This is a genomic window from Paraburkholderia sp. 32, from assembly GCF_050435345.1.
Lineage (GTDB): Bacteria > Pseudomonadota > Gammaproteobacteria > Burkholderiales > Burkholderiaceae > Paraburkholderia > Paraburkholderia tuberum.
Window position 1 is genome coordinate 384,887 of record NZ_JBNDKD010000003.1, and the last position, 24,703, is coordinate 409,589.

Sequence of the window (24,703 nt, forward strand, 5' to 3'; positions counted from 1 at the left end):
AAAAAGCCGGGCACGCGTTGGCGCAGTGCAGCATCGACGCAAAAAAAACGGGGGACGTCCCCCCGTCTTTTGCGGTTTTCACGAGCCTGTGCGCGCAGCGTGCCGCGCTCAGCGAGCCGGCGCCGCCGCCGTGCCGCGGCTCGGCGAACCGAGCGCGCGCAAGGTCTCCTTGACGGTCGCGACGCGCACCGCGAGATCCGGGCTGCGCGTTTCGATTCGCAGCTTGTCCTGACCCGCGAGCTTGATGTGCTTGTGCTTCTGCACCATCTCGATGATCCGCATCGCGTCGACGGGCGGATTGGGGATGAACTGCAGGCCGATCACCGCTTCACCGGCATCGATCTTCGAAATGCCGAGCGGCTTCGCGGCGAGCCGCAGTCGATGCGTCTCCACCAGCGCATGCGCCTGCGGCGGCAGCTTGCCGAAGCGGTCGATCAGCTCTTCCTGGATGCCGTCGATCGAATCGTTGTGTTCGCAGTTCGCGAGGCGCTTGTACAGCGACAGACGTTCCTGCACGTCGCCGCAATAGTCCGACGGCAGGATCGCCGGCGAATGCAGGTTGATCTCGGTGGTCGCGGCGAGCGGCGCGGTGAGGTCTGGCTCCTTGCCGTTCTTGAGCGCCCTCACTGCGTCGTTGAGCATGTCGGTATAAAGCTGGAAGCCGATCTCGTGAATCTCGCCCGACTGCTTGTCACCGAGCACCTCGCCGGTGCCGCGAATTTCGAGGTCGTGCATCGCGAGATAGAAGCCCGAGCCGAGTTCCTCCATCTGCTGGATCGCTTCGAGCCGCCGTTGCGCCTGCTTGGTGAGCCCCTGCGGATCGTGCACGAGCAGATACGAGTACGCCTGGTGATGCGAGCGGCCGACCCGGCCACGCAGCTGATGCAATTGCGCGAGGCCGAACTTGTCGGAGCGGTGGATCAGGATCGTGTTCGCGCTCGGCACGTCGATGCCGGTTTCGATGATCGTCGTGCACAGCAGCACGTTCGCGCGTTGCGCCACGAAGTCGCGCATCACCCGCTCCAGTTCCCGCTCGTGCATCTGTCCATGCGCGACCGCGATGCGCGCTTCGGGCACCAGCTCTTCGAGCATCTGCCGGCGATTCTGGATCGTCTCGACTTCGTTGTGCAGGAAGTAGACCTGGCCGCCGCGCTTCAACTCGCGCAGCATTGCTTCGCGAATCACGCTGTCTTCCTCGCGCCGCACGAAGGTCTTGATCGCGAGGCGCTTTTGCGGCGCCGTTGCGATCACCGAAAAATCGCGCAGGCCTTCGAGCGCCATGCCGAGCGTACGGGGAATCGGCGTCGCGGTCAGCGTCAGCACGTCGACTTCCGCGCGCAGCGCTTTCAGCGCCTCCTTCTGACGCACGCCGAAGCGATGCTCCTCGTCGATGATCACGAGTCCGAGCCGCTTGAACTGCACATCGGACGACAGCAGCTTGTGCGTGCCGATCACGATGTCGACCGAGCCTTCGTTGATCTGCCGGATCGCCGCGTTGGCTTCTTTGGTCGACTTGAAGCGCGACAGCTCGGCGATGCGCACCGGCCAGTCGGAGAAGCGGTCGCTGAAGGTTTGCGTGTGCTGCTCGGCGAGCAGCGTGGTCGGCGACAGCAGCGCGACCTGCTTGCCGCCCATCACCGCGATGAACGCCGCGCGCAATGCGACCTCGGTCTTGCCGAAGCCGACGTCGCCGCATACGAGCCGGTCCATCGGCTTGCCGCTCGTCATGTCGCCGATCACGGCCGCGATCGCGGCGGCCTGGTCCGGCGTTTCCTCGAAACCGAAGCTCTCGGCGAACTTCACGTAGTCCTTCGGTTCGAGCGCGAACGCGTGGCCCTCGCGGGCGGCACGGCGGGCGTACAGGTTGAGCAGCTCGGCGGCGGTGTCGCGGATCTGCTGCGCGGCCTTGCGCTTGGCCTTTTCCCACTGGCCCGAGCCGAGCGAATGCAGCGGCGCGCTTTCCGGATCGGCGCCGCTATAGCGCGAGATCACGTGCAATTGCGCGACCGGCACGTAGAGCTTGCTGTCGCCCGCGTATTCGAGATGCAGGAACTCGGTTTCGCCTTCGCCGAGATCCATCGTCACGAGACCCATGTAGCGGCCGATACCGTGCTGCGAATGCACGACCGGGTCGCCGAGCTTCAGCTCGGACAGATCGCGCACCATCGAATCGACGTTGCTCGCCTGTTCCTGGCGGCGGCGTCCCGCGCGGCGCGCGAGCGGCCCGTACAGCTCGGTTTCGGTGATGATCGCGATGCCGTCGCCCGGGAGCGCGAAGCCGTTCGCGAGCGGCGCGACGCCGAGCGAGAAACGCGCGTCGCTCTTGAGCCAGTCGGCGAAGCTGTCGGCCGAGGCGGGCTTCAGCTGGTTGTCGGCGAGCAGTTGCAGTAGCGTCTCGCGGCGGCCCGCCGATTCGGCGGCGAACAGCACCCGGTTCGGCGTCGTGCTCAGATACGCGCGCAGCGCCGAGACGGGATCGTCGGCGTGACGATCGATCGCGAGGTTCGGCAGCGCGATCGACCAGGCGCCGTCGCCGTTGCTGGGCAGCACGAGCCGTGCGAACGGTTTCGCGAACGTGAAGAAATCCTCGTCCGACAGGAACAGCTTCTGCGGTTCGAGAATCGGCCGGTCGCGGTCGTGCGACAGGAAATTGAAGCGCTGCTTCGTGTCGTTGGTGAAGCGCCGGATCGCCGCGTCCAGATCGCCGACGAACCCGAGTTGCGAACCGTCGGGCAGGTAATGGAAGAGGGTGGCCGTCTCCTCGAAGAACAGCGGCAGATAGTATTCGATACCCGCCGCCGGCACGCCGTTGCCGATGTCTTTATAGATCGACGCGCGGCTCGGATCGCCCTCGAAAGTCTCGCGCCAGCGGCTGCGGAATGCCGTGCGCGCGGCCTCGTCGAACGGGAATTCGCGGCCCGGCAGCAGGCGCACGTCCTTGACCGGATAGAGGCTGCGCTGCGTGTCGGGGTCGAACGCGCGGATCGAGTCGACCTGGTCGTCGAACAGGTCGATCCGGTAGGGCAGCGGCGAGCCCATCGGGAACAGATCGAGCAGCGAGCCGCGCACGCAATATTCGCCGGGACGCACCACCTGGCTCACGTGCTCGTAGCCGGCGAGCGTCAGCTGCGCCTTCAGCTTCGCTTCGTCGAGCCGCTCGCCTTGCGAGAACGAGAACGTGTAGGCGGCCAGAAACGATGCAGGCGGCATCCGGTACAAGGCCGTCGTGGCCGGCACGAGCAGGATGTCGCAGCGGCCTTCGCCGAGGTCGTGCAGCGTCGCGAGACGCTCGGAGACGAGGTCCTGGTGCGGCGAAAACGTGTCGTAAGGCAGCGTCTCCCAGTCGGGCAGGAGGCGCACGCGCGCGTCCGGCGCGAAGAAGCCGATTTCCTGCGACAGCCGCTGCGCGTCGAGCGCGCTTTCGCAGACCACCGCAAGCAGCGGCATCTTCTGGCGATACGCGAGATGGTAGCGGGCGATCAGCAGCGCGTCGGACGAACCGCGCGTGCCGTCGAAGGCGAAACGCTGGCCGGCCTTGACGAGCGCGACGGGCGGGGTGGACTGCGAGGATGCGGCGATGTCTGGCATAAAGGAGAAAAAGGGCGGCTCTGGGCTCACGCGACGGCCAAGTTTACGCGTGTATGGGCGTGGATGCGAAGGACCTATTATAAAATCCGTCCTTTACTTTGACCTGGCGGCATCCGTACTCGTGACTTCCCGTCTCTTTGCCCTGATCCCGTGCGCAGGCACCGGCAGCCGTTCCGGCGCCGCGATGCCCAAGCAATACCGCACCGTCGCCGGCCGCGACATGCTGCATTACTCGCTCGCCGCGTTCGACGCGTGCAGCGAATTCACGCAGACGCTCGTCGTCATCGCGCCCGACGACCAGCACTTCGACGCCCGCCGCTTCGGCAATCTGCGCTTCGCGGTGCGTCGCGTGGGCGGCGCGTCGCGCCAGGCGTCGGTGCTCAACGGTCTGCACGCGCTCGCCGAGTTCGGCGCCCACGACGCCGACTGGGTGCTCGTGCACGACGCGGCGCGGCCGGGCATCACGGCGGCGCTGATCCGTACGCTGATCGGTTCGCTCAAGGACGATGCGGTCGGCGGCATCATGGCGTTGCCGGTCGCCGATACCTTGAAGCGTATCGACAGCGCGTCGGCCGATGGCCGCATCGCCCATACCGAAGCGCGCGACGGCTTGTGGCAGGCGCAGACGCCCCAGATGTTCCGCATCGGCATGCTGCGCGAGGCGATCCTGCGCGCCCAGGCCGACGGCCACGATCTGACCGACGAGGCGAGCGCGATCGAATGGTCGGGCCACGCGCCGAAGCTCGTGCAAGGCAGCCTGCGTAACTTCAAGGTCACGTATCCGGAAGATTTCGATCTGGCCGAGGCGATTCTGAGCCGCCCCGCCGGTTCGTGAAACCGCGCATGAGCACATTGGAAAGATTTAGAAAGGCTTTAAAGAAGCTTTAAAGGCTTCAGCACTTGAGGACGTGACACACATGGATTTCAGAATTGGGCAGGGCTACGACGTGCATGCGCTGGTGCCGGGGCGCGCGTTGATCATCGGCGGCGTGACGATTCCGTACGAGCGCGGGCTGCTCGGTCACTCGGACGCGGATGTGCTGCTGCACGCGATCACCGACGCGCTGTTTGGCGCGGCCGCGTTGGGCGATATCGGCCGCCACTTCTCCGATACCGACGCGAAGTTCGCCGGCGCCGACAGCCGCGTGCTGCTGCGCGAATGCGTGGCGCGCGTGAAGGCGGCCGGCTTTGCGATCGGCAACGTCGACAGCAGCGTGATCGCGCAGGCGCCGAAGCTCGCACCGCATATCGAAGGGATGCGCGCCAATATCGCGGCGGACCTCGGTCTGCCGATCGAGCGCGTGAACGTCAAGGCGAAGACGAACGAGAAGCTCGGTTATCTCGGCCGCGGCGAGGGCATCGAGGCGCAGGCCGCGGTGTTGTTGGTCAGGAGCTGAACGGGTTTTTTGTTTGGGTGACGGGCGGTGCCGCTTACAGCGTCGCGCCGCCAATCGTCCGATTGCTCGGACACAGCTCGTCCGTTTGCAGGCCGTCGAGGATGCGCAGCACTTCTTCGGGATTACGGCCCACGTACAGATTGTTGACCGACACGTGCTGGATCGTGTTGTCCGGATCGACGATATAGGTCGCGCGCAGCGCGACGCCCGCTTCCTTGTCGCGCACGCCGAGCTGGTCGATCAGCTCGCCTTTCACGTCGCCGAACGAGTAGTGGTTGAGCCTGTCGAGCTCCTTGTACTCGCGGCGCCATGCGAGCTTCACGTATTCATTGTCGACGCTGCCGCCGAGCAGCACGGCCTCGCGGTCCTCGAACTCCTTGACGAGCTTGCTGAATTCGACGATTTCCGTCGGGCAGACCAACGAAAAATCCTTCGGATAGAAGTAAATGATTTTCCATTTGCCTGGAAACGACTGCTCGGTGATGTATTCGAACGCCGAGACGCCGTGTTCTTCGTGATGGTTGAAGCCCGGCTTGGCGGCAATGACGGTGAACGCTTCGAGTTTATCGCCAACGGTTTTCATGCAAAGGCTCCTTCGGAAGTCGCAACAAGCGGCGTGTTTCGAATGGCGACGGCGCGCGGTGCCGCGCGTCGTCGGCTCACGCGCTTTTCGCGAGCGGAAACTCGATCGTCACTTCAAGCCCGGGTCCGGGCGAGCGGTTGCGCAGCCGTAGCGCGCCGCGATAACGGGCGACGAGCCGCTGCACGATCGCCATGCCGAGGCCCGTGCCGTTGGCCTGGGTGCGCGCCGAATTCACACGATAGAACGGCCGCGTGACGAGCGCGAGCTGGTCTTCGGGAATGCCGGGGCCTTCGTCGACCACCGAGAGTTCGACGCGCGAGTGCGACACGCGCGTTTCGAGAATGACGCGCGGCACACCGTCGCCGTCGCTGAGGCCATATTTGCGCGCGTTCTCGAGCAGATTGCCGACCACGCGACGCATGTCGGTTTCATCGGCCTCGATCACTGCCGACGGAGCGAGCCGCGTGATCAGCCGCATGCTGTCCTCGCTTTGCATGCGTGCGGCGAGTTCGCTCGCGATCACCGAGAGGTCCACCGGTTCCGGCACACGCTGCACGGGACGCGCGTAGTCGAGGAAGCGGCCGATGATCATGTCCATTTGCTCGATGTCGTCGACCATCGCGTCCTTGGTGGCCTGATCGGACGGGCTCATTTCGGTCTCGAGCCGCAGCCGTGCGAGCGGCGTGCGCAGATCGTGCGAGATGCCCGCGAGCATCAGCGCGCGGTCCGCCTCGAGCTGTTCGAGGTCGCGCACCATCTGGTTGAAGCTTCGATTGGTTTCGGCCGCCACACCCATGCCGCGCTCGGGCAGCGGCTCGGGCGATTGCCCCGAGCCGACCCGGCGCGCGGCCATCGCCAGACGCGCGAACGGCCGGTTCACCAGACTCGTGATGAACGCCGCGCCGAACAGCGACAGCGCGAGCGCGAACACGCCCCAGCCGGCCCATTGCAGGCCGGTGGCGTTGTCGAGCTGATCGCGGTCGAGCGCGACCCAGTAATCGTCGTCGTCGATCTTGAAGCTGATCCATACGCCGTTGATATCGTTGACGCTCTGCGCGATTATGGTGTCGTCGCCGAGACGGCCGCGGATGTCGTGCTCGATCAGGCGATTCAACGATTCGTCGGGCTGGAGTTTGTATTTGTCGGTGGCTTCGCGCGGGTACACGCGCACCCCTTCGTTGCTCTCCAGATCCTGCAGCAGCGCGCGCCGCAGGTCGGGATCGGAATAGAGGAGTGCGGTGCGCGTGAGCTTGACGATCGCGACGAGTTGCAGAGCCACGCGCTGCGCGCGCGGCTCACGCTCGATCACGCGAAAGCTCTGGAACCACGCGGCGAGACTGACTGCGATCAACAGCGCGATCAGCAGAAAGGTCCGCCAGAAAAGGCCGCCGAACGCGAGCGTCAGGAGGCGCCGGTCGATCCGCATGGGCCCTTCTTATGTGACACAGAAACGAAAACGGAGCACAAACTCAGGCTGCACCGTCGGGGATGAAGACGTAGCCGAGGCCCCACACGGTCTGAATGAAGCGCGGGCTGCCCGGATCCGGCTCGATCAGCTTGCGCAGACGCGAGATCTGCACGTCGAGGCTGCGGTCGAAGACCTCGTATTCACGGCCGCGTGCGAGTTCCATCAGCTTTTCGCGCGACAGCGGCTGACGCGGATGACGCGCGAATACCTTCAGCACCGAGAACTCACCGGTGGTGAGCGGAATTTCCTGGCCGGCCTTGGTCAGCGTGCGGGTGGCGAGATTCAGCGCGAACTCGCCGAACTCGAAGACCTCGGTGGTCTCGGACGGAGCGCCGGGCAACTCGGACGGCGACTGGCGACGCAGCACCGCGTGAATGCGCGCGACCAGTTCGCGCGGATTGAACGGCTTGGGCAGATAGTCGTCGGCACCCATCTCGAGGCCGACGATGCGATCGACATCCTCACCCTTGGCCGTCAGCATGATGATCGGCGTGCGGTCGTTGCTGCCGCGCAGTCGCCGGCAGATCGACAGGCCGTCCTCACCGGGCAGCATCAGATCGAGCACCAGCAGATCGAAGCGCTCGCGCACCCAGAGCTTGTTCATTGACGGCGCATTTTCGGCGACGTAGACGTTGAAGCCTTGTTCGCCGAGGTAGCGGCGCAGAAGATCGCGCAGGCGTGGATCGTCGTCGACGACGAGGATTTTCGAAGGGTTTTTGGTTTCCATGGTCGGCATCTTAGCGCGATTAGAAAGTGGTGCGCGGTTACACCATTTCTGGGGTTACAGTCGGTTACAAAATTTACCCGCGGTGTGGCGCGACGTAAAGTATGCGCGTTTAGACTGCTTTACTGAATGCGGCTGTTCGGTGGATACTTCACTCGACAAAACTCTCGCACCCGGCTGTTACCGGGGTTTGTATACGCATCTGAGGTAGCCGGTTGCCGCGCCACGAAGGGAACAACATGAAGGGAGGGGTTTGGCCAAACGTGCGCCTGAGCGTGATTGCACTGGCGGTTGCCGGTACGCTGGCAGGCACACTGGGCCCGACGCTCGCTCATGCGCAGCCGTCCGCGGATAGAGCGGCGAGCGAGCATGCGCCCCGCTTGGGCAATGGCAGAACCAGCCGCCACAACCCGAGCATCGATCGCCCTGCCTCTGACGCGATGCTGCGCACCGCGGTTCCCCCCGATCTCGATCAACGTCGCCGCGACGGGCATATGACGCCCGAAGAGCGTCGGCTGTTGCGGCAGCACATCGAAGACGCCGTGCGCGAGTTGTACAAGCGTTAATCCCAGCGCGCGCATTGCCGCGTGAAAAATCCCGTTGCATCTTCAGCGTCCACTTTCTGATCCGCTGCTCCGTTGAGTCGCCAGCGCCGGCGCGTTTTTGTGCGCGTCTTCGTGCATACAGGCGCCTCGGCTCACGATGTCACGCTACTCACGAGCGCGCCGCGAAGCGATATCGCGACCTCCCGACTGTATTGGAGCCGATCCCAACGCGCGCCGAGCGCAACGCATGGACGCCGGATCAGCGTCACATCTCCGACACGCCGGACCCGGCACGCGTCGAGCCGATCGCCATGCAGTTTCGCGCGAGCGGTTATGACATCGAGGTGACGCTACGCGCGCTCTTTTCTCAGCGATGCGTTCTGGAGCGATGGCAATCGCGCGGTGCTGGTGAAGTCGCCGGTCGAGTTCGTGATCGGCGCGCTGGGCGCATTCGCTGTCGGCTACGACGACACGGCGCCGTTCGCCGCGCAGATACGCGCGCTCGGCGAGAACCTGTTCTATCCGCCGAACCTGTCGCATTTTCGTTCGATCGAGATCTGGGATACCGCGTCACGCTCCGACCGATATCTGCGCGACGGCTGGCTCACGCGCGCGTTCGCGATGAGGCCGGTGCCCATCGGTTTCGCGGCCGACAGCGTCGTGATCGGCAGCGCCGAAATCGGGCCGCTCGCAAACGGCGCGCGCGATCGCGCTGGTCAATCCCGCGCAGTTCGTCAGGGCCTCTCGACTCGCGACGTCAGTGTCCTTGCACGAGCGCAATCCCGCGCTCGCGCCTATTCCCGACGTCGAAAACGACATCGTGAAACCGGCCGGTCGTCTGCGTGCGACGCAAGGGCAGCCTCAGTTGAAGACCGCGTTTCCGGGCGGCGCGTTCGGCAGTTCGATCAAAACGGCAATGCAGGTGCTGGCCGCTTCGGACACGCTGAAGATAGCTGGCGCCGGACGCGCGCCACTGGAGCAGCCGTTGAGCGGGCAGGGCGTGGCCGTGATCCGGCTAACGCTGAACGGTTTCGATACGCACCAGAACCAGCCGGGACAACAGGCCGAGTTGCTCAAACAGTTCGCGCAAGGGATGGTGGCGATGCAGGCCGCGCTCGTCGAGTTGGGCCGGTGGAACGATACGCTCGTGATGACGTACGCGGAATTCGGGCGCCGTCCGCGCGAGAACCAGAGCAACGGCACCGATCACGGCACGCTGGCGCCGCACTTCGTGACGGGCGGTCGCGTGCAGGGCGGTTTGTTTGGCGTGCCGCCGATGCTTGCGCGGCTCGATGGGAATGGCAACCTGCCGGTCGGCGTGGATTTTCGCCAGCTTTATGCGACGGTGCTCGGGCCCTGGTGGGGGTTGGACGCGCCCGGCGCTCAGGCTACTTCGCGCGCCACGCGATCCATAGCTTGCGGATCGGCGTCAACGCGATGCGTTGATGCAGCACGTGATAACCGTCGCGCTCGATTTCATTGAGCAACGCCAACGCGAGCGCCGCGAGCGCGAGCAGCGTGCGCTGCGCGCGCCGCGCGCTGGCGGGCACCGCGGCGAGCGCGGTCTGCACCGCGTCGCGCGCGCGATTCGTTTCGAACCGCATCAGCTCGGTGAAAGCGTCGGTGTATTTGCGGTTGATCAGATCGGCGGCGGTGACGTTGTAGCGTTGCATCTCGTCGATCGGAACGTAGATGCGGCCGTGCCGGGCATCGTTGCCGGTTTCGGCGACGAACTGCGCGAGCATCAGCGCCTCGCCGAGCGGAGCGGCCCACGCCGACGCATGTGCGGCATCGTCGGCCGATCCGGTTGCAGCCGCGCGCGACACCAGCGAAGCAAAATTGCCACCGACACCCTGCACATAGCGCCGCAGGTTCGGATAGTCGAGATAGCGTGCCTGGTCGAGATCCATCTCGAAGCCCGCGAGCAGTTCCTGCAGAGCCCGACATTCGGCCTGCGCGTCGGGCAGATAGGCCGCGAGTGCCTTGGACACCGGATGCGACGGCGAGCCGGCGGCCAGCGCGGCAATTTCTTTCTGCCACCACGCGAGCTTCGTGCGGCCGACCGCCGGATCGCTCGTCTCCTTGACCGTTTCCTCGAACTCGCGACGCAATGCGAAGAGCGCCGTCAACAGCGGTTGACTGGCGGCGCGCGCCTGGCGAAGCGCATAGTAGGTGCTCGATCCTGGGGGCGCCGCTTTCTGCTGGCAATAGTCGTCGAAATTCACGGGATGAGAGTGTGGGGAAGGACTGGCGAGAAGGGCGCCGACGTCCGTCGCGGCGCCCGTCTCGACGAGCCGAAAATTGTAGCATCGGCGTCGCGCGCGCAGATACCGCCGGGTGCAGACAAGCGCGAATCAATCGGTTAGAATCTCGCGCTTACACTTTCGGGCACGTGTTCAGCGCGCTTGGGAGTGCACAGGACAATCGGGCGCGACGCATTGCGGCGTACCCGGCTGCGAGGGTGGCGAAATTGGTAGACGCACCAGGTTTAGGTCCTGACGCCCGCAAGGGTGTAGGGGTTCGAGTCCCCTCCCTCGCACCACTTATTGGTAGTCAAGAAAAACCCCGTCAAGTCTTTGGACCGACGGGGTTTTTTCTTTTTTGCGCGGTCTTCTGAAAGGCCTCAGTGTTGCTCCGCTGCCTTTCATCGCGACCGCGCGACTCAGGCACCCGGCGTTCCCGGCGCTTCCTGCGAGCCCGGCAATTCCGCTTGCGCGGCGCCTTCGAGGAAACGGCGCGTCGACTCGAACGCCTGCAGCATCTGGTCCGGCCATGGCGTTTGCAGCATCACCGCCTGATGATTTTCAAATGCCGACGACAGCAGTTTCGCCAGTTCCGGCGAACGAAGATGACGCAGTACGACGCTGACCGCGATCGCGCTCGCCTGGCTCGCGCCGGCGGTCTGGAGTTCCGACGCGGTGAGTGCCGCGACCTGTTTGTTGATGTCCACTGAAGCGTCCCTGGATGAAAAAGAGGGTGAAGGCGCGTTGGCCGAGGCTCAATTTTGACACGCGCCGCCCAATGCCGTGAAACGGCGCTTTTCAAACACGGCCGGTTCGCCGCGCGCTATCACTCCCGCGCGTTCATGGCACGGATCACCTTGTCGAGCGCCGCGCCGAACGCGGCCCTTTCCTCTTCGTCGAGGCACTCGAACATATCGCCGTTCCACTTGCGCGCGATCGGCATCACTTTGCGATAGAGCGCGCGGCCTTCCTGCGTCAGCGAGACCAGCACGACGCGGCCGTCCGCGGCGCTCGCTTCGCGCTGCACGAGTCCCTGCCGGATCAGCGCTTCGGCCGCGCGACTCGCCTGGCTTTTGTCGAGATTGGCATGGCGTGCCAACTCCATGATCGAGAACGGTCCGAACGATCCCACCGTCGCAATTACCCGCGCTTCGGGCAGCGTCACGTCGAGCTTCGCCGCGTAGCGCGCGCTGATGCCGCGCTCGGCCAGTTTGTTCAGTACATGCAGACGATACGTGAGGAACTGCTCGAGCCCGGCTTTGGCGGAGTCCTTCATGGTCACCCCGTGATGAGTGGAACGGTCGTGGCGCTGTGATTGTTGCGGCAACCGTTTCGCGGGTCAACGCACGCCGTATTTCAGGCGCGTCAGCTGCTCGGCTTCGTTGGCGAGCAGGCGCGCCGCGTCGCGAATCGCGACGTCGAGCGTGATCGGCCCCGGCGCCGGAGAAAAGCAGCCGCCGAAGTATTCGGCAAGACGCGGCAGCGCGGCGGGGTCGATCGCGCCGGACAGCAGCGTGGCGGGCACGCCCGCGGCACGCGCATGCGCGCAGGCGATGAACGGCGCCTTGCCGTGCAGCGTCTGTACGTCGGAACGGCCTTCACCGGTGATCAGCCAGTTGGCGCCCGTGAGCGCGGCGTCGAGGCCGATTTGCCGCGCGACGGTTTCCGCGCCCGGCTCGAACTGCGCGCCGAGCATGTGCAATGCGAAGCCGAGGCCGCCCGCCGCGCCCGCGCCCGGCAGGTCACGCGCCGTGCGGCCGAGCGCGGCTTCGAGCAGATCGGCGAAGCGCGCGAGCGCCGCGTCGATCGGCGCGACCTGTTCTGGCTTCACGCCTTTTTGCGGACCGAAGATCGCGGTCGCGCCGTGCGCGCCGCTCAACGGATTGTCGACGTCCGACATGCCGACGAACTGCGTGTCGGCAAGCCGCGCGTCGAGCAGCGACGCATCGACCCGCGCGACGCCCGCAAGCTGCTCGGGTGTGCCTTCGAGTACGTTGCCTTGCGCGTCGAACAGTTGCAAGCCGAGGCCAGTCAGCAGGCCGGCGCCGCCGTCGTTCGTGCTGCTGCCGCCGAGCGCGACGAAAAAGCGCCGCACGCCGGCATCAAGCAGCGCGCGAATCGCTTCGCCCACGCCGCGCGTGCTGCGCGCCTCGACCGGCACGCCCATGCCGACGGGGTCCGTAATGCCGACGATTTCCGCCGTTTCGATGATGGCGCTGCCGTCCGTGAGCAGGCCCGTCAGCGCTGCACGCGTCGGACCGGCCGCGCCGCGCACGCTAAGCGTGCGGCGCTCGCCGCCGCTCGTGAGCATTGCGTCGAGCGTGCCTTCGCCGCCGTCGGCCATCGGGCAGATGCGCACGCTCGCGTCGGGGCGTGCGCGCTGGACGCCGGATGCGATCGCTTGCGCGACCTGTTCCGCGCTGAGCGAGCCTTTGAATGAATCGGGAGCGACGACGACGACAGGCGAGGACGACGAATTCGGCATGGTGTCTCTGAGAGGTTTGAGTCGTTGTAAGCGGTTGCCGGAGCGGATGAAGCGACCGGCTGCCGGTGACCGGCGGTGGCGGCCCGACCGAGTGCGTTAGCTTATCAGCATGGGGGCGTCGGCTGAATATGTCGAAAGGCATAGGCGGGATCGCGGCCACGACGCGTCGGCCGCGAGCGGGTGCGAGCGTCCACGCGAACGTTCTGTTGCATGACGAAAGAGCGCCGAGGAACGCATGACGCTAACCGGATAGCGATGCCAGCGGCAAATCGCGCTCGCTGTGTCAAAACTAACCGAAAATGGCCCTCAAAACGCCCGGAATGCAGGGAAAGCTCGATGCAATCATCGAATCCCGGCTAGGCGCGCAAATAGTTTGCTAAAATATTCGGCTCTTTGGACTCAACCGTGCTGCCGACGGCCTGCAAGCCCGCGGCGCAGGTGCGTGATCGATGCAATCGGCGCAAATCGATGCGAAGCGACATCGACGGGCAGCACGGAGAAGATAACTGATTCGCTCGAATAATTTTAGGACGATTGAAGCCATGGCTAACGTTGTTGAAAACCTCGGCAAGCTCGAACGCCGCGTGACGATTTCCCTGCCGAAGGATGCCGTGCAGAAGGAAGTGGATTCGCGTATCCGTCAACTCGCGAAGAACGTGCGCATGCCGGGTTTCCGCCCGGGCAAGGTGCCGCTCAAGATGGTGACGCAACAGTATTCGGGCCAGGTGGAAGCCGAAGTGCTGAGCGACAAGGTCGGCAAGGAATTTTTCGACATCAGCCGCACCGAAAACCTGCGTGTCGCGGGTCAGCCGAGCTTCGCGCCGAAGACCGACGCTGGTGAAGGCAGCTACGCGTTCGACGCGACCTTCGAGGTGTATCCGGAAGTGAAGCTGGGCGACGTCGCCACGGCTGAAATCGAGCGCACCATGACCAGCATCAGCGAAGCGGAAATCGACCGCACGCTGGACATCCTGCGCAAACAGCGTGTGCACTTCCACGCTCGCGGCGAGGCAGGCGAGCACGGCGACGGCGGCGCGGACACGGCCGCCAAAGACGGCGACCGCGTGACGGTCGACTTCGTCGGCAAGATCGACGGTGAAGCATTCCAGGGCGGTAGCGCCGAAGACTTCGGCTTCATCCTCGGCGAAGGCCGCATGCTGCCGGAATTCGAAAAAGCGGCGCTCGGCTTGAAGGTCGGCGAAGCGAAGGAATTCGACCTGACGTTCCCGGACGACTACCACGGCAAGGAAGTGGCGGGCAAGACGGCGCAATTCACGATCACGATGAAGAAGATCGAATGGCCGCATCTGCCGGAAGTCGACGGCGAATTCGCGAAATCGCTCGGCATCGAAGACGGCGATCTGACCAAGATGCGCGCTGAAATCAAGGACAACCTCGAGCGCGAAGCGAAGCGCCGCACGCAAGCCATCGTCAAGAACCAGGTGATGGACGCACTGCTGAAAATCTCGGAGCTCGACGTCCCGAACGCGCTGATCGAGCAGGATCAGGAGCGCCTCGTCGCGATGGCTCGCCAGGATCTGGAACAGCGCGGCGTGCCGAACGCGAAGGACGCGCCGATCCCGGCCGCGATGTTCAAGGAGCAGGCCGAGCGCCGCGTCAAGCTGGGTCTCGTGCTGGCCGAACTGGTGAAGTCGAACGAACTGCAGGCGAAGCCGGAGCAGATCCGTGCCGAAGTCGATGAATTCGCGAAAAGCTACGAAGACCCGAAGGAAGTCGTCCGCTGGTATTATTCCAACCAGCAACGTCTTGCTGAAATGGAAGCGTATGTCGTTGAAGCCAACGTCGTCGACTTCGTTCTCAGCAAGGCCAAGGTGACGGACAAGGAAGTGAGCTTCGAGGAACTGGCAAGCGCAACGGCGCAAGCGTAAGCGTCGCTGCAACGGCGTGCCGGCTGTCGGAGCGACCGACGGCCCGCACGCCGTTTTTTTGTGCCATGAATCTGTGTGACGTACCGGATCCGGTCGTGCGGCGCACACGAAGACGGCACTTGAATACGGGCTCGTCGCACCAACCTGTGTCCAGCAGCTAATATTCAGAATATTTCCAGACAAGGATCCATTGCATGACCTTTCGCGCCCAAATGCTGGACACGTTGACCTCCCAGTCGTCCCGGGATCTCGAAGCGCAGGCACTCGGTCTGGTGCCGATCGTCGTGGAAACGAGCGGCCGGGGCGAGCGCTCCTATGATATTTATTCGCGTCTGCTGAAGGAACGTATTGTGTTCCTCGTGGGCGAAGTGAACGACCAGACGGCCAATCTGGTGGTTGCGCAGATGCTGTTTCTGGAAAGCGAGAATCCGGACAAGGACATCTACTTCTACATCAACAGTCCGGGCGGCTCCGTGTCTGCCGGTATGGCGATCTACGATACGATGCAGTTCATCAAGCCGGACGTCTCGACGCTGTGCATGGGGCTTGCGGCGAGCATGGGCGCGTTCCTGCTCGCGGCCGGTGCTAAGGGCAAGCGTTTCGCGCTGCCGAATTCGCGCGTGATGATTCATCAGCCGCTCGGCGGCGCGCGCGGCCAGGCATCGGACATTGAAATCCAGGCGCGTGAAATCCTGTACCTGAAGGATCGGCTGAATCATCTGCTCGCGCACCACACCGGTCAGCCGGTCGAACGTATCGCGCGTGACACCGACCGTGACAATTTCATGTCCGGCGATGACGCGCAGGCGTACGGCCTCGTCGACCAGGTGGCGCACAAGCGTCCCTGATCTGGTACGGTTTTGCCATGCTGTTTTGCCCACTGTTGCGGCAAAACCGTCATCGGGTCGGTTGTGAATGTTCAACTTCCGTCCGGGCGTCTGCGGCAAGCGCCGTTATCGTGCTCACTAGCCCTGCCGCACCCAAACTGCGTGGCGGGGGCAAACGGCGTATTATCTAATCCGGTGTCCGGAGGCTCACACATCTATGGCGGACAAGAAAGGTTCTAACAGCGAAAAGCTGTTGTATTGCTCGTTTTGCGGCAAGAGCCAGCATGAGGTCAAGAAACTGATTGCTGGCCCGTCGGTATTCATCTGCGATGAATGTATCGATCTGTGCAACGAAATCATTCGTGACGAGGCTGCAGGCGCGGGCATCGAGGCCGGCTTGTCCAAGTCGGATCTGCCGACCCCGCAGGAAATCCGCGAAATTCTCGACCAGTACGTGATCGGTCAGGAGCGCGCGAAAAAGATCCTCGCGGTCGCGGTCTACAACCACTACAAGCGCCTCAAGCATCTCGACAAGAAGGACGAAATCGAGCTGTCCAAGAGCAACATCCTGCTGATCGGCCCGACCGGCTCCGGCAAGACGCTGCTTGCGCAGACGCTCGCGCGCCTTCTGAACGTGCCATTCGTGATTGCCGACGCGACCACGCTGACGGAAGCCGGCTATGTCGGCGAAGACGTCGAGAACATCATTCAGAAGCTGCTGCAGAATTGTAATTACGAGGTGGACAAGGCCCAGCGCGGTATCGTCTACATCGACGAAATCGACAAGATCAGTCGCAAGTCCGACAACCCGTCCATCACGCGCGACGTGTCGGGCGAGGGTGTGCAGCAGGCTCTGCTGAAGCTGGTCGAAGGCACGATGGCGTCGGTGCCGCCGCAAGGTGGCCGTAAGCATCCGAACCAGGACTTCATCCAGGTCGATACGACGAACATCCTGTTCATCTGCGGCGGTGCGTTCGACGGCCTCGAGAAGGTCATCGTCGATCGCACCGAGAAGACCGGCATCGGTTTCGGCGCGAGCGTGAAGAGCAAGCAGGACCGCGACGCCGGCGAAGTACTGCGCGAAGTGGAGCCGGAAGATCTGATCAAATTCGGCCTGATTCCGGAGCTGATCGGCCGTCTGCCGGTGGTCGCCACGCTCGGCAAGCTCGACGAAGCGGCGCTGATGAAGATTCTCGTCGAACCGAAGAATGCGCTGGTCAAGCAGTATCACAAGCTGTTCAGCATGGAGCGCGTCGAGCTCGAAATCCGTCCGGCCGCGTTGCAGGCCGTGGCGCGCAAGGCGATCCGCCGCAAGACGGGCGCGCGGGGCCTGCGTTCGATTCTGGAACAGGCGTTGCTTGATGTCATGTACGACCTTCCGCAAATGAAAGGTGTCAGCAAGGTCATCATCGACGACAACGTTATCGACGGCGACGGCAAACCGCTGCTGATCTACGAAGACGCGCCGAAGGTCGCGGGTTCGAACTGATCGGCTTTCGAGTTCTGCAAAAAGGCCGTTCATGGCGACGTGAACGGCTTTTTCGTTTATCGTGTGGTCAGGCTGGTTGTTCTCAACTATGGAGTCACTGAACCTTCGGAGTCACTGAACTTTTCCCACACGCGGAGGCTTGCAATATTTTCTGCTGGCCTCACCTATCGAACGAACTGATTCCACTCATGGGGAAATGAAATGTCAGGAACCCAACTCCTCCCGCCGGAACGCATTACGCTGCCGCTGCTCCCGCTGCGCGACGTAGTCGTTTTCCCGCACATGGTGATTCCGCTCTTCGTAGGCCGCCCGAAGTCGATCAAGGCTCTCGAAGCAGCGATGGAAGGCGGCAAGCACATCATGCTCGTCGCCCAGAAGACGGCTGCGAAAGATGAGCCGACCGAAAAGGACATGTACGAAGTAGGGTGTATCGCCAACATCCTGCAGATGCTGAAGCTGCCCGACGGTACCGTGAAGGTGCTCGTCGAAGGCTTGCAGCGCGCGAAGACGCTTTCCATCGAAGAACAGGAAACGCAGTTCTCGTGCGAAGTCATGCCGCTCGAACCTGACCACGCCGACAGCGCTGAAACCGAAGCGCTGCGTCGCGCGATCGTGTCGCAGTTCGACCAGTATGTGAAGCTGAACAAGAAGATCCCGCCGGAGATCCTGACCTCGCTGTCGGGTATCGACGAGGCAGGGCGTCTCGCCGACACGATCGCGGCGCATTTGCCGCTCAAGCTCGACCAGAAGCAACACATCCTCGAGATGTTCCCGGTGATCGAGCGGCTCGAGCATCTGCTCGCGCAACTCGAAGCCGAGATCGACATCCTGCAGGTCGAAAAGCGTATCCGCGGGCGCGTGAAGCGTCAGATGGAGAAGAGTCAGCGCGAGTACTACCTGAACGAACAGGTCAAGGCGATCCAGAAGGAACTCGGCGAAGGCGAAGAAGGTGCGGATCTCGAAGAACTCGAGAAGCGCATCACGGCCGCCCGCATGCCGAAGGAAGCGAAGAAGAAGGCCGACGCCGAGCTGAAGAAGCTCAAGCTGATGTCGCCGATGTCGGCGGAAGCGACGGTCGTGCGCAACTACATCGACACGCTGATCGGCTTGCCGTGGCGCAAGAAGAGCAAGGTCAACAACGACCTGTCGAATGCGGAGCGCGTGCTCGACGAAGACCACTTCGGTCTCGAGAAAGTGAAGGAACGTATTCTCGAGTATCTCGCGGTCCAGCAACGTGTCGACAAGGTCAAGGCGCCGATCTTGTGCCTCGTGGGGCCTCCGGGCGTCGGTAAGACTTCGCTCGGTCAGTCGATCGCGCGCGCGACGAACCGCAAGTTCGTGCGCATGGCATTGGGCGGCGTGCGTGACGAAGCCGAGATTCGTGGCCACCGTCGCACGTACATCGGTTCGATGCCGGGCAAGATCCTGCAAAGCCTGACCAAGGTCGGCGTGCGCAATCCGCTCTTCCTTCTCGACGAAGTCGACAAGATGGGTCAGGATTTCCGCGGCGATCCGTCGTCGGCCCTGCTGGAAGTGCTCGATCCGGAACAGAACCACACGTTCGCCGACCACTACGTCGAAGTCGACTTCGATCTGTCGGACGTGATGTTCGTGGCGACGTCGAACTCGCTGAACATTCCGCCGCCGCTGCTCGACCGGATGGAAGTGATTCGTCTGTCCGGTTATACCGAAGACGAGAAGGTCAGCATCGCGCAGCGTTATCTGCTGCCGAAGCAGAAGAAGAACAACGGCCTCAAGGATGGCGAGGTCGATGTGACGGAAACTGCGATCCGCGACATCATTCGTTACTACACGCGCGAAGCGGGCGTTCGCTCGCTCGAGCGTGAAATTTCGAAGATCTGCCGCAAGGTCGTGAAGATGCTTCTGCTGAAGAAGGCGGAAGGCGCGGTGAAGGTCGACGGCAGCAACCTCGACACGTTCCTCGGCGTGCGCAAGTACGACTTCGGTCTGGCCGCGAAGGAAAATCAGGTGGGCCAGGTCACGGGTCTCGCGTGGACGGAAGTGGGCGGCGATCTGCTGACCATCGAAGCCGCGGTGATGCCGGGCAAGGGCAATGTGATCCGCACGGGTTCGCTCGGCGACGTGATGAAGGAATCCGTCGAAGCGGCGCGCTCGGTCGTGCGTTCGCGTTCGCGTCGTCTTGGCATCAAGGACGAAGCGTTCGAGAAGCAGGACATTCACATCCACGTGCCGGAAGGCGCAACGCCGAAAGATGGTCCTTCGGCTGGTATCGCGATGACGACCGCGCTGGTGTCGGTGTTGACCGGTATTCCGGTGCGCGCCGATGTCGCGATGACGGGCGAAATCACGCTGCGTGGCGAAGTTCTGCCGATCGGCGGCCTGAAGGAAAAGCTGCTGGCGGCGCATCGCGGTGGCATCAAGCTGGTGCTGATTCCGGAAGAAAACGTCAAGGACTTGACGGAGATTCCGGACAACGTGAAGAACGCGATCGAAATCGTGCCGGTCCGCTGGATCGACAAGGTGCTCGAACTTGCGCTCGAGCGTGTACCGCAGGCGTTACCGGAAGAAGAACCGAAGCCCTCGGCGCCGGTTGGGGCTGAACCGGGCAAGGATGCCGCGACGGACGTCGTCAAGCACTAAGGTTCGATGCGCATCAGAATGCGCTGACGCCAAAGCATTCTGCAGCGGTGTCGTTCGCTGCAGCAAAAAACCCGCGGTCAAGAGCCGCGGGTTTTTTTGCCCGCGCGGCTTCGTCGCCAGGCCGCATCGCCAGTCTTTCCGCTGCAACATACTGTGACAAAAGCGCCCCTCTAAAATAACGCCGATCAGGCTCAACCCCGGTTGACACAAGGGTTTCGGCCGCTTCTAATGAGGCGGCCTGGCGTTCGCGCCGGCCGCGTGGCGGGAGGTGCTGGAAAGCACTGTCACGATTGCCAATAAATATTCACGGGGGTTTGAATGAACAAGACGGAATTGATCGATCACATCGCACAGCAAGCCGACATTTCGAAGGCCGCGGCGGGCCGTGCGCTCGATGCAGTCATCGCGGGCGTCAAAAACACGTTGAAGAAGGGCGGATCTGTGACGTTGGTCGGCTTTGGCACGTTCGCGGTCGGCAAGCGCACCGCGCGCACCGGACGCAATCCGCGCACGGGCGCCGCGATCAAAATCAAGGCAGCAAAAGTTCCTAAATTTAGGCCTGGCAAAGCTCTGAAGGATGCGCTAAACTAGTGCGCTTGCTGCTTGAGGAATTGCTTAACCCGACTGCATGAACGATTCACTGGGAGGGCAGCGGCAAGGCAGAAAACACATCAAGCACTGAATCACGAAACGGGTGCTTAGCTCAGTTGGTAGAGCGGCGCCCTTACAAGGCGTAGGTCGGGAGTTCGAGCCTCTCAGCACCCACCAGTTTCAGATTCGGCTGCAGTGTTTCCAGTCGCAAAAGTGCAGTATAAGGAGTGGTAGTTCAGTCGGTTAGAATACCGGCCTGTCACGCCGGGGGTCGCGGGTTCGAGTCCCGTCCACTCCGCCAGTATCCACGAAAGGCGAACTCCGGTTCGCCTTTTTTGTTGCCCGCTGTTGTAAGATCGGGCGTTCTGTTTTTGGCACCCCTCACGCATGCTCGATTTTTTCCGCAATCACCAACGCCTGATGATGTTCATGCTCATCCTCGTCATTTTGCCGGGGTTGGGTTTCGTGGGTATTCAGGGTTTCCGCGGCTTCTTTGACGAAAGTGCAAACGTCGCGAGTGTCAACGGTCACAAGATCACCCGTGTCGAATACGACGACGCGATGCGCCAGCAGATCGACCGCGGGCGTCAGATGCTCGGCGCGAAGTTCGACATGAAGTCGTTCGACACGCCGGAGCGCCGTCGCCAGATGCTCGACGGCATGATCGAGCAGCGTGTGCTTGCCGACGAAACGCAGCGTCTGCATCTGAGCGCATCGGACGAAGCGGTGCGCCGCGCGCTGCTGTCCGATCCGGTGATCTCGTCGCTGAAGAATCCCGACGGGTCGATCGACCTCGACCGCTACAAGCAACTGCTCGCGATGCAGGGCATGACGCCCGATCAGTACGACGAGCGCGTGCGCTACAACCTCGCTATGCAACAACTGCCCGCGAGCATCGAGGCGAGCGCGTTCACGTCGAAGACGCTTGCGCAGCACTTGACCGAGCTCGCGCAGCAGCAGCGTGAAGTGCAGGGCATCGCGTTCCATCCGCACGATTACGCGGCGAAGATCCAGCCGACCGATGCGCAACTGCAAGCGTACTACGACGCGCATCGCAACGACTTCGCGACGCCCGCTACGGCGACGATCCAGTACCTGGTGATGTCGCCGGCCGCGCTGAGCGCATCGGTGCAGCCGAGCGACGCGGACCTGAAGAAGTACTACGACGACAACATCGCCCACTTCCGCACCGAAGGCGAAGTGCGCGCGAGCCATATCCTGATCGCGGCACCGAAGGACGCGAGCGCGGCCGACAAGGCCAAAGCGAAGCAGAAGGCCGAGGAGTTGCTCGCGCAGCTCAAGGCGCATCCGGACCAGTTCGCGCAGATCGCGCGGCAGAACTCGCAGGATCCGGGTTCGGCATCGAAGGGTGGCGATCTCGGTTACTTCGGCCGCGGCATGATCGCGGGCGGCCAGGCGTTCGACGACGCGGTGTTCGCGCTGAAGAAGGACGAAATCAGCGGCATCGTCCAGACCGACTTCGGTTTCCACATCATCAAGGTCACCGATATAAAGCCGGCGGTCACGAAGTCGTTCGACGAAGTGAAGGACCAGATCGCCAGGGAGCTGAAGACGCAACTGGCGAGCAAGGCGTTCACCGACAGCTCGGAAGGTTTCACGTCGCTCGTCTATGAAAAGGCCAAGAGCCTGCAGCCGGCCGCTGACAAATTCAAGCTGCAGATCCAGACCGCGACGGTCACGCCGCAGCCGGATCCGAAGCTGCCGCCCGACAGCCCGCTGAACAACCCGAAGTTCCTCGCTGCCGTGTTCGCGAACGACTCGGTATCGGCGCACAACAATACGCAGGCCATCGACGTCGGCAACAACACGCTGATCGCCGCGCGTGTGACCGACTACAAGCCCGCTGCCGTGCCCGCATTCGACGCGGTGAAGGACGCGGTGCGTCAGAAGGTGATCGCCGTGCAGGCGAACGAAGCAGCGCACAAGGACGGCGTCGCGAAACTGGCCGAGTTCGAGAAGTCGAAGGCGACGGCCGGTTTCTCGTCGCCGCTGAAGGTGTCGCGCAATGACGCGCAGGGCGTGCCACCTGCCGCACTGAGCGCAATCTACAAGGTCGATGCGCAAAAGTTGCCGGCCTACGTCGGTGTCGATCTCGGCGACGACGGCTATGCGATCTATCGCGTGAACCAGATCGTGCAGCCCGCGGCCACCGACGCGCAGCATCTCGCTGTCGCGCAGCAGCAGATCGCGCAGGTGGACGCGCAGTCGGAGACCGAAGCCTATCTGAAAGCGCTGCGCGAGCGCTCGAAGGTGAAGATCTACGGTACGCTCGACAGCGCCGCCCAGTCGGCCGATCAGTAAGCCGCAGTAAGCATTACCTGCTCGTCCAAAAGCAAGCCCCGCATTTGCGGGGCTTTTTTTATCTACAGCCAGGTGGCAGCTTTACAGACAGCCGCTGATCGCGCCGGTGGCGTTGCCACCGCCAGCGCCGCCGGCGCGAAAGCCGACCCACGTGCCCTTACCGCTATACGAAGGACGGACCACCGCGGCCGCGCCGTTGGGCGGCTGCTGGCCCGGGACGTAGACGTCCATGGCCTGATCGTTGGCGAGGATGTTTTGCGAGATCACCTGTTGTTGCGAACTATCCGCCCATTTCTGCGCGATGCAGGTTGCGACGGCGCGAGGCGGCTGCTGGCTTTGACCCACCGACTGAACGCCGGCCGGCGGTTGAGCCGCGCAAGCCGAGATGGCAATGGTCAAAGCGATTAACGGTAAATATTTCAACGTTATCTCCTCAGAAGTCGCTCAAGAATGAGCCGGGTGGCAGGGATTGCCCATATGTCGAACGGCTCGGCGATCCATGTTCCCCCAGGTTCCGGAAACAAGTCGTTAGCAGGTCTTTCAGTGCGGCGAACTTGTGCGAAGAAGTGGCTTGACAGCGGGCCACACGTTGTTGAGTAGCAGCGGCTGTGCCTGCTGCGTCGGGTGGAGCTGATCGGCCTGGAACATGTCCGGTTTATCCGCGATGCCGGCGAGAAGAAACGGCACGAGCGGCACATGGAACTCCTTCGACAGCTGGCCGTAGAGGCCGTGGAACTTTTGCGTATAGTCGGGGCCGTAATTGGGCGGCACGTACATGCCGACGAGCACGACCTTCGCGTGGCCTTGCTGCGCCTGTTCGATGATCGTGCGCAGGTTGTCCTCGGTCGTCGAGAGCGGCACGCCGCGCAACGCGTCGTTGGCGCCGAGCTCGACGATCACGATGCTCGGTTTGAGCCGTTCCATCAGCGCGGGCAGACGCGCGCGTCCGCCGCTCGTCGTGTCGCCGCTGATGCTCGCATTGGCGACGCTATAATCGATGCGCTCTTCGGCCAGACGCTGACGCATCAACGCGACCCAGCCCGTATCGCGGGGCAGCCCGTACTCAGCGGAGATGCTGTCGCCGAGCACGACGATCACCGGCTTTGCGGGTTCGGGCGTATTCGCCGCGTGAGCCCGCAACGGTAACGAAACCAGCGCGGCGGCCATCATGGTCGCGCCGAATGCCGCAGACAGCGCCGCGGCGCGAGGGGCGATGGCGCGCACTTTCAACCTACGCTTCACCATGCCAAACAGAACTGATCCAGTCATTGAAGTGCGGGGCTTGTGCAAGAGGGTTAAGGATGCTGCGGGCGAACTGACGATTCTCGATGACATCGATCTTGCCATCGATGCCGGCAGCAGCGTCGCGATCGTCGGTGCATCCGGGTCGGGCAAGTCTACGCTGCTCGGCTTGCTCGCGGGATTGGACAGCGCGAGCGCGGGCTCGGTTCGGCTGCTCGGGCGCGAACTCGGCGAGCTCGACGAAGACGGCCGCGCTGCGTTGCGCAGCGGCGCGGTCGGCTTCGTGTTCCAGTCGTTTCAGTTGATGCCGCATCTGACCGCGCTCGAAAACGTCACGTTGCCGCTCGAACTGCAAGGCGGCATCGGCACACGCGAGGCCGCCGCGCGTGCGCGTGAACTGCTCGAACAGGTTGGGCTCGGGCAGCGTACCGGTCATTATCCGAAGCTGCTGTCGGGCGGCGAGCAGCAGCGCGTCGCGCTCGCGCGCGCGTTCGTCACGCGCCCGGCGATCCTGTTCGCCGACGAACCCACCGGCAGTCTCGACGCGGCCACCGGCCACGCGGTGATCGATCTGATGTTCGAGATGAATCGCGCGCACGGCGCGACGCTCGTGCTCGTGACACACGACATCGAACTCGCGCGGCGTTGCGATACGACGGTGACGATCGAAGCGGGGCGGCTCGCTTGA

General features: G+C 63.3%; 20 protein-coding genes, 3 tRNA genes and 1 pseudogene. 14 read left to right on the plus strand and 10 right to left on the minus strand.

The window, feature by feature from the left end:
* Nucleotides 1-108: 108 nt before the first annotated feature.
* Nucleotides 109-3,588 (minus strand): transcription-repair coupling factor, encoded by a 3,480-nt coding sequence (gene mfd, locus OKW26_RS24530; RefSeq protein WP_429355491.1) that lies wholly within the window; start codon nt 3,586-3,588, stop codon nt 109-111.
* 121 nt (nt 3,589-3,709) lie between these two features.
* On the opposite strand from mfd, the gene ispD reads away from it, so the two are divergent.
* Complete coding sequence (gene ispD, locus OKW26_RS24535) at nt 3,710-4,423, plus strand: 2-C-methyl-D-erythritol 4-phosphate cytidylyltransferase (RefSeq protein ID WP_429355492.1); 714 nt, start codon at nt 3,710-3,712, stop codon at nt 4,421-4,423.
* An 82-nt stretch (nt 4,424-4,505) separates the two neighbouring features.
* Nucleotides 4,506-4,985: a 2-C-methyl-D-erythritol 2,4-cyclodiphosphate synthase gene (gene ispF, locus OKW26_RS24540; RefSeq protein WP_018432029.1), complete on the plus strand. Its 480-nt coding sequence runs from the start codon at nt 4,506-4,508 to the stop codon at nt 4,983-4,985.
* A 34-nt stretch (nt 4,986-5,019) separates the two neighbouring features.
* Here ispF and OKW26_RS24545 read toward each other — a convergent pair whose 3' ends face one another.
* The 3 genes from OKW26_RS24545 to ompR form a co-directional block, all read right to left on the minus strand.
* The gene (locus OKW26_RS24545; protein ID WP_090804730.1) at nt 5,020-5,568 is read right to left on the minus strand and encodes a peroxiredoxin; all 549 of its coding nucleotides are present in this window, start codon (nt 5,566-5,568) and stop codon (nt 5,020-5,022) included.
* A gap of 76 nt (nt 5,569-5,644) precedes the next feature.
* Nucleotides 5,645-6,994 carry an ATP-binding protein gene (locus tag OKW26_RS24550; RefSeq protein ID WP_090804732.1) on the minus strand — a complete coding sequence of 450 codons (1,350 nt, stop codon included), beginning with the start codon at nt 6,992-6,994 and terminating at the stop codon, nt 5,645-5,647.
* A gap of 43 nt (nt 6,995-7,037) precedes the next feature.
* Nucleotides 7,038-7,772: a two-component system response regulator OmpR gene (gene ompR, locus OKW26_RS24555; protein WP_006048917.1), complete on the minus strand. Its 735-nt coding sequence runs from the start codon at nt 7,770-7,772 to the stop codon at nt 7,038-7,040.
* Nucleotides 7,773-7,999: 227 nt separating this feature from the next.
* Between ompR and OKW26_RS24560 the strand changes: the two genes are divergently transcribed.
* Both OKW26_RS24560 and OKW26_RS24565 read left to right on the plus strand, forming a co-directional pair.
* A complete protein-coding gene (locus OKW26_RS24560; RefSeq protein WP_184065017.1) occupies nt 8,000-8,326 on the plus strand; it encodes a hypothetical protein in 327 nt (108 codons plus the stop codon).
* A gap of 492 nt (nt 8,327-8,818) precedes the next feature.
* Nucleotides 8,819-9,788: pseudogene (locus tag OKW26_RS24565) on the plus strand (DUF1501 domain-containing protein); the annotation flags it as partial.
* Here OKW26_RS24565 and OKW26_RS24570 read toward each other — a convergent pair.
* On the minus strand, nt 9,694-10,530 hold the full coding sequence (locus OKW26_RS24570) for a squalene/phytoene synthase family protein (RefSeq protein WP_429355493.1): 837 nt from the start codon (nt 10,528-10,530) through the stop codon (nt 9,694-9,696). The pseudogene OKW26_RS24565 and the gene OKW26_RS24570 sit on opposite strands and share 95 nt — an antisense overlap.
* A 230-nt stretch (nt 10,531-10,760) precedes the next feature.
* Here OKW26_RS24570 and OKW26_RS24575 point away from each other — a divergent pair.
* Nucleotides 10,761-10,847: transfer RNA gene (locus OKW26_RS24575), tRNA-Leu, on the plus strand.
* A gap of 120 nt (nt 10,848-10,967) precedes the next feature.
* Here the strand turns inward: OKW26_RS24575 and OKW26_RS24580 are convergent.
* The 3 genes from OKW26_RS24580 to OKW26_RS24590 form a co-directional block, all read right to left on the minus strand.
* Nucleotides 10,968-11,255, minus strand: a complete 288-nt coding sequence (locus OKW26_RS24580) for a hypothetical protein (protein WP_184065023.1) — start codon at nt 11,253-11,255, stop codon at nt 10,968-10,970.
* A 119-nt stretch (nt 11,256-11,374) separates the two neighbouring features.
* On the minus strand, nt 11,375-11,824 hold the full coding sequence (locus tag OKW26_RS24585; protein WP_184063596.1) for a MarR family winged helix-turn-helix transcriptional regulator: 450 nt from the start codon (nt 11,822-11,824) through the stop codon (nt 11,375-11,377).
* 63 nt (nt 11,825-11,887) lie between these two features.
* The gene (locus tag OKW26_RS24590; protein WP_429355494.1) at nt 11,888-13,033 is read right to left on the minus strand and encodes a glycerate kinase; all 1,146 of its coding nucleotides are present in this window, start codon (nt 13,031-13,033) and stop codon (nt 11,888-11,890) included.
* Between the two features lie 542 nt (nt 13,034-13,575).
* Between OKW26_RS24590 and tig the strand changes: the two genes are divergently transcribed.
* From tig to OKW26_RS24630, 8 genes are all read left to right on the plus strand, one after another.
* Nucleotides 13,576-14,922 (plus strand): trigger factor, encoded by a 1,347-nt coding sequence (gene tig / locus OKW26_RS24595; RefSeq protein ID WP_429355495.1) that lies wholly within the window; start codon nt 13,576-13,578, stop codon nt 14,920-14,922.
* 194 nt (nt 14,923-15,116) lie between these two features.
* On the plus strand, nt 15,117-15,770 hold the full coding sequence (gene clpP / locus OKW26_RS24600; protein ID WP_013089401.1) for an ATP-dependent Clp endopeptidase proteolytic subunit ClpP: 654 nt from the start codon (nt 15,117-15,119) through the stop codon (nt 15,768-15,770).
* Nucleotides 15,771-15,966: 196 nt separating this feature from the next.
* Complete coding sequence (gene clpX, locus OKW26_RS24605; RefSeq protein ID WP_013089402.1) at nt 15,967-17,238, plus strand: ATP-dependent Clp protease ATP-binding subunit ClpX; 1,272 nt, start codon at nt 15,967-15,969, stop codon at nt 17,236-17,238.
* Between the two features lie 201 nt (nt 17,239-17,439).
* Entirely contained in the window at nt 17,440-19,860 is a 2,421-nt protein-coding gene (gene lon / locus OKW26_RS24610; protein WP_018418078.1) for an endopeptidase La, read from the plus strand.
* 318 nt (nt 19,861-20,178) lie between these two features.
* On the plus strand, nt 20,179-20,451 hold the full coding sequence (locus OKW26_RS24615) for an HU family DNA-binding protein (RefSeq protein ID WP_018418077.1): 273 nt from the start codon (nt 20,179-20,181) through the stop codon (nt 20,449-20,451).
* Between the two features lie 101 nt (nt 20,452-20,552).
* Nucleotides 20,553-20,628: transfer RNA gene (locus OKW26_RS24620), tRNA-Val, on the plus strand.
* Nucleotides 20,629-20,675: 47 nt separating this feature from the next.
* Nucleotides 20,676-20,752 (plus strand) — tRNA-Asp (locus OKW26_RS24625).
* An 86-nt stretch (nt 20,753-20,838) separates the two neighbouring features.
* Nucleotides 20,839-22,773, plus strand: a complete 1,935-nt coding sequence (locus OKW26_RS24630) for a SurA N-terminal domain-containing protein (protein WP_429355496.1) — start codon at nt 20,839-20,841, stop codon at nt 22,771-22,773.
* 81 nt (nt 22,774-22,854) lie between these two features.
* Here OKW26_RS24630 and OKW26_RS24635 read toward each other — a convergent pair whose 3' ends face one another.
* Together OKW26_RS24635 and OKW26_RS24640 are read right to left on the minus strand one after the other, a co-directional pair.
* A complete protein-coding gene (locus OKW26_RS24635) occupies nt 22,855-23,196 on the minus strand; it encodes a hypothetical protein (protein WP_090804745.1) in 342 nt (113 codons plus the stop codon).
* A gap of 117 nt (nt 23,197-23,313) precedes the next feature.
* A complete protein-coding gene (locus OKW26_RS24640; protein ID WP_184003517.1) occupies nt 23,314-24,018 on the minus strand; it encodes an arylesterase in 705 nt (234 codons plus the stop codon).
* Between OKW26_RS24640 and OKW26_RS24645 the strand changes: the two genes are divergently transcribed.
* The gene (locus OKW26_RS24645; protein WP_026225394.1) at nt 24,017-24,703 is read left to right on the plus strand and encodes an ABC transporter ATP-binding protein; all 687 of its coding nucleotides are present in this window, start codon (nt 24,017-24,019) and stop codon (nt 24,701-24,703) included. The genes OKW26_RS24640 and OKW26_RS24645 overlap by 2 nt on opposite strands.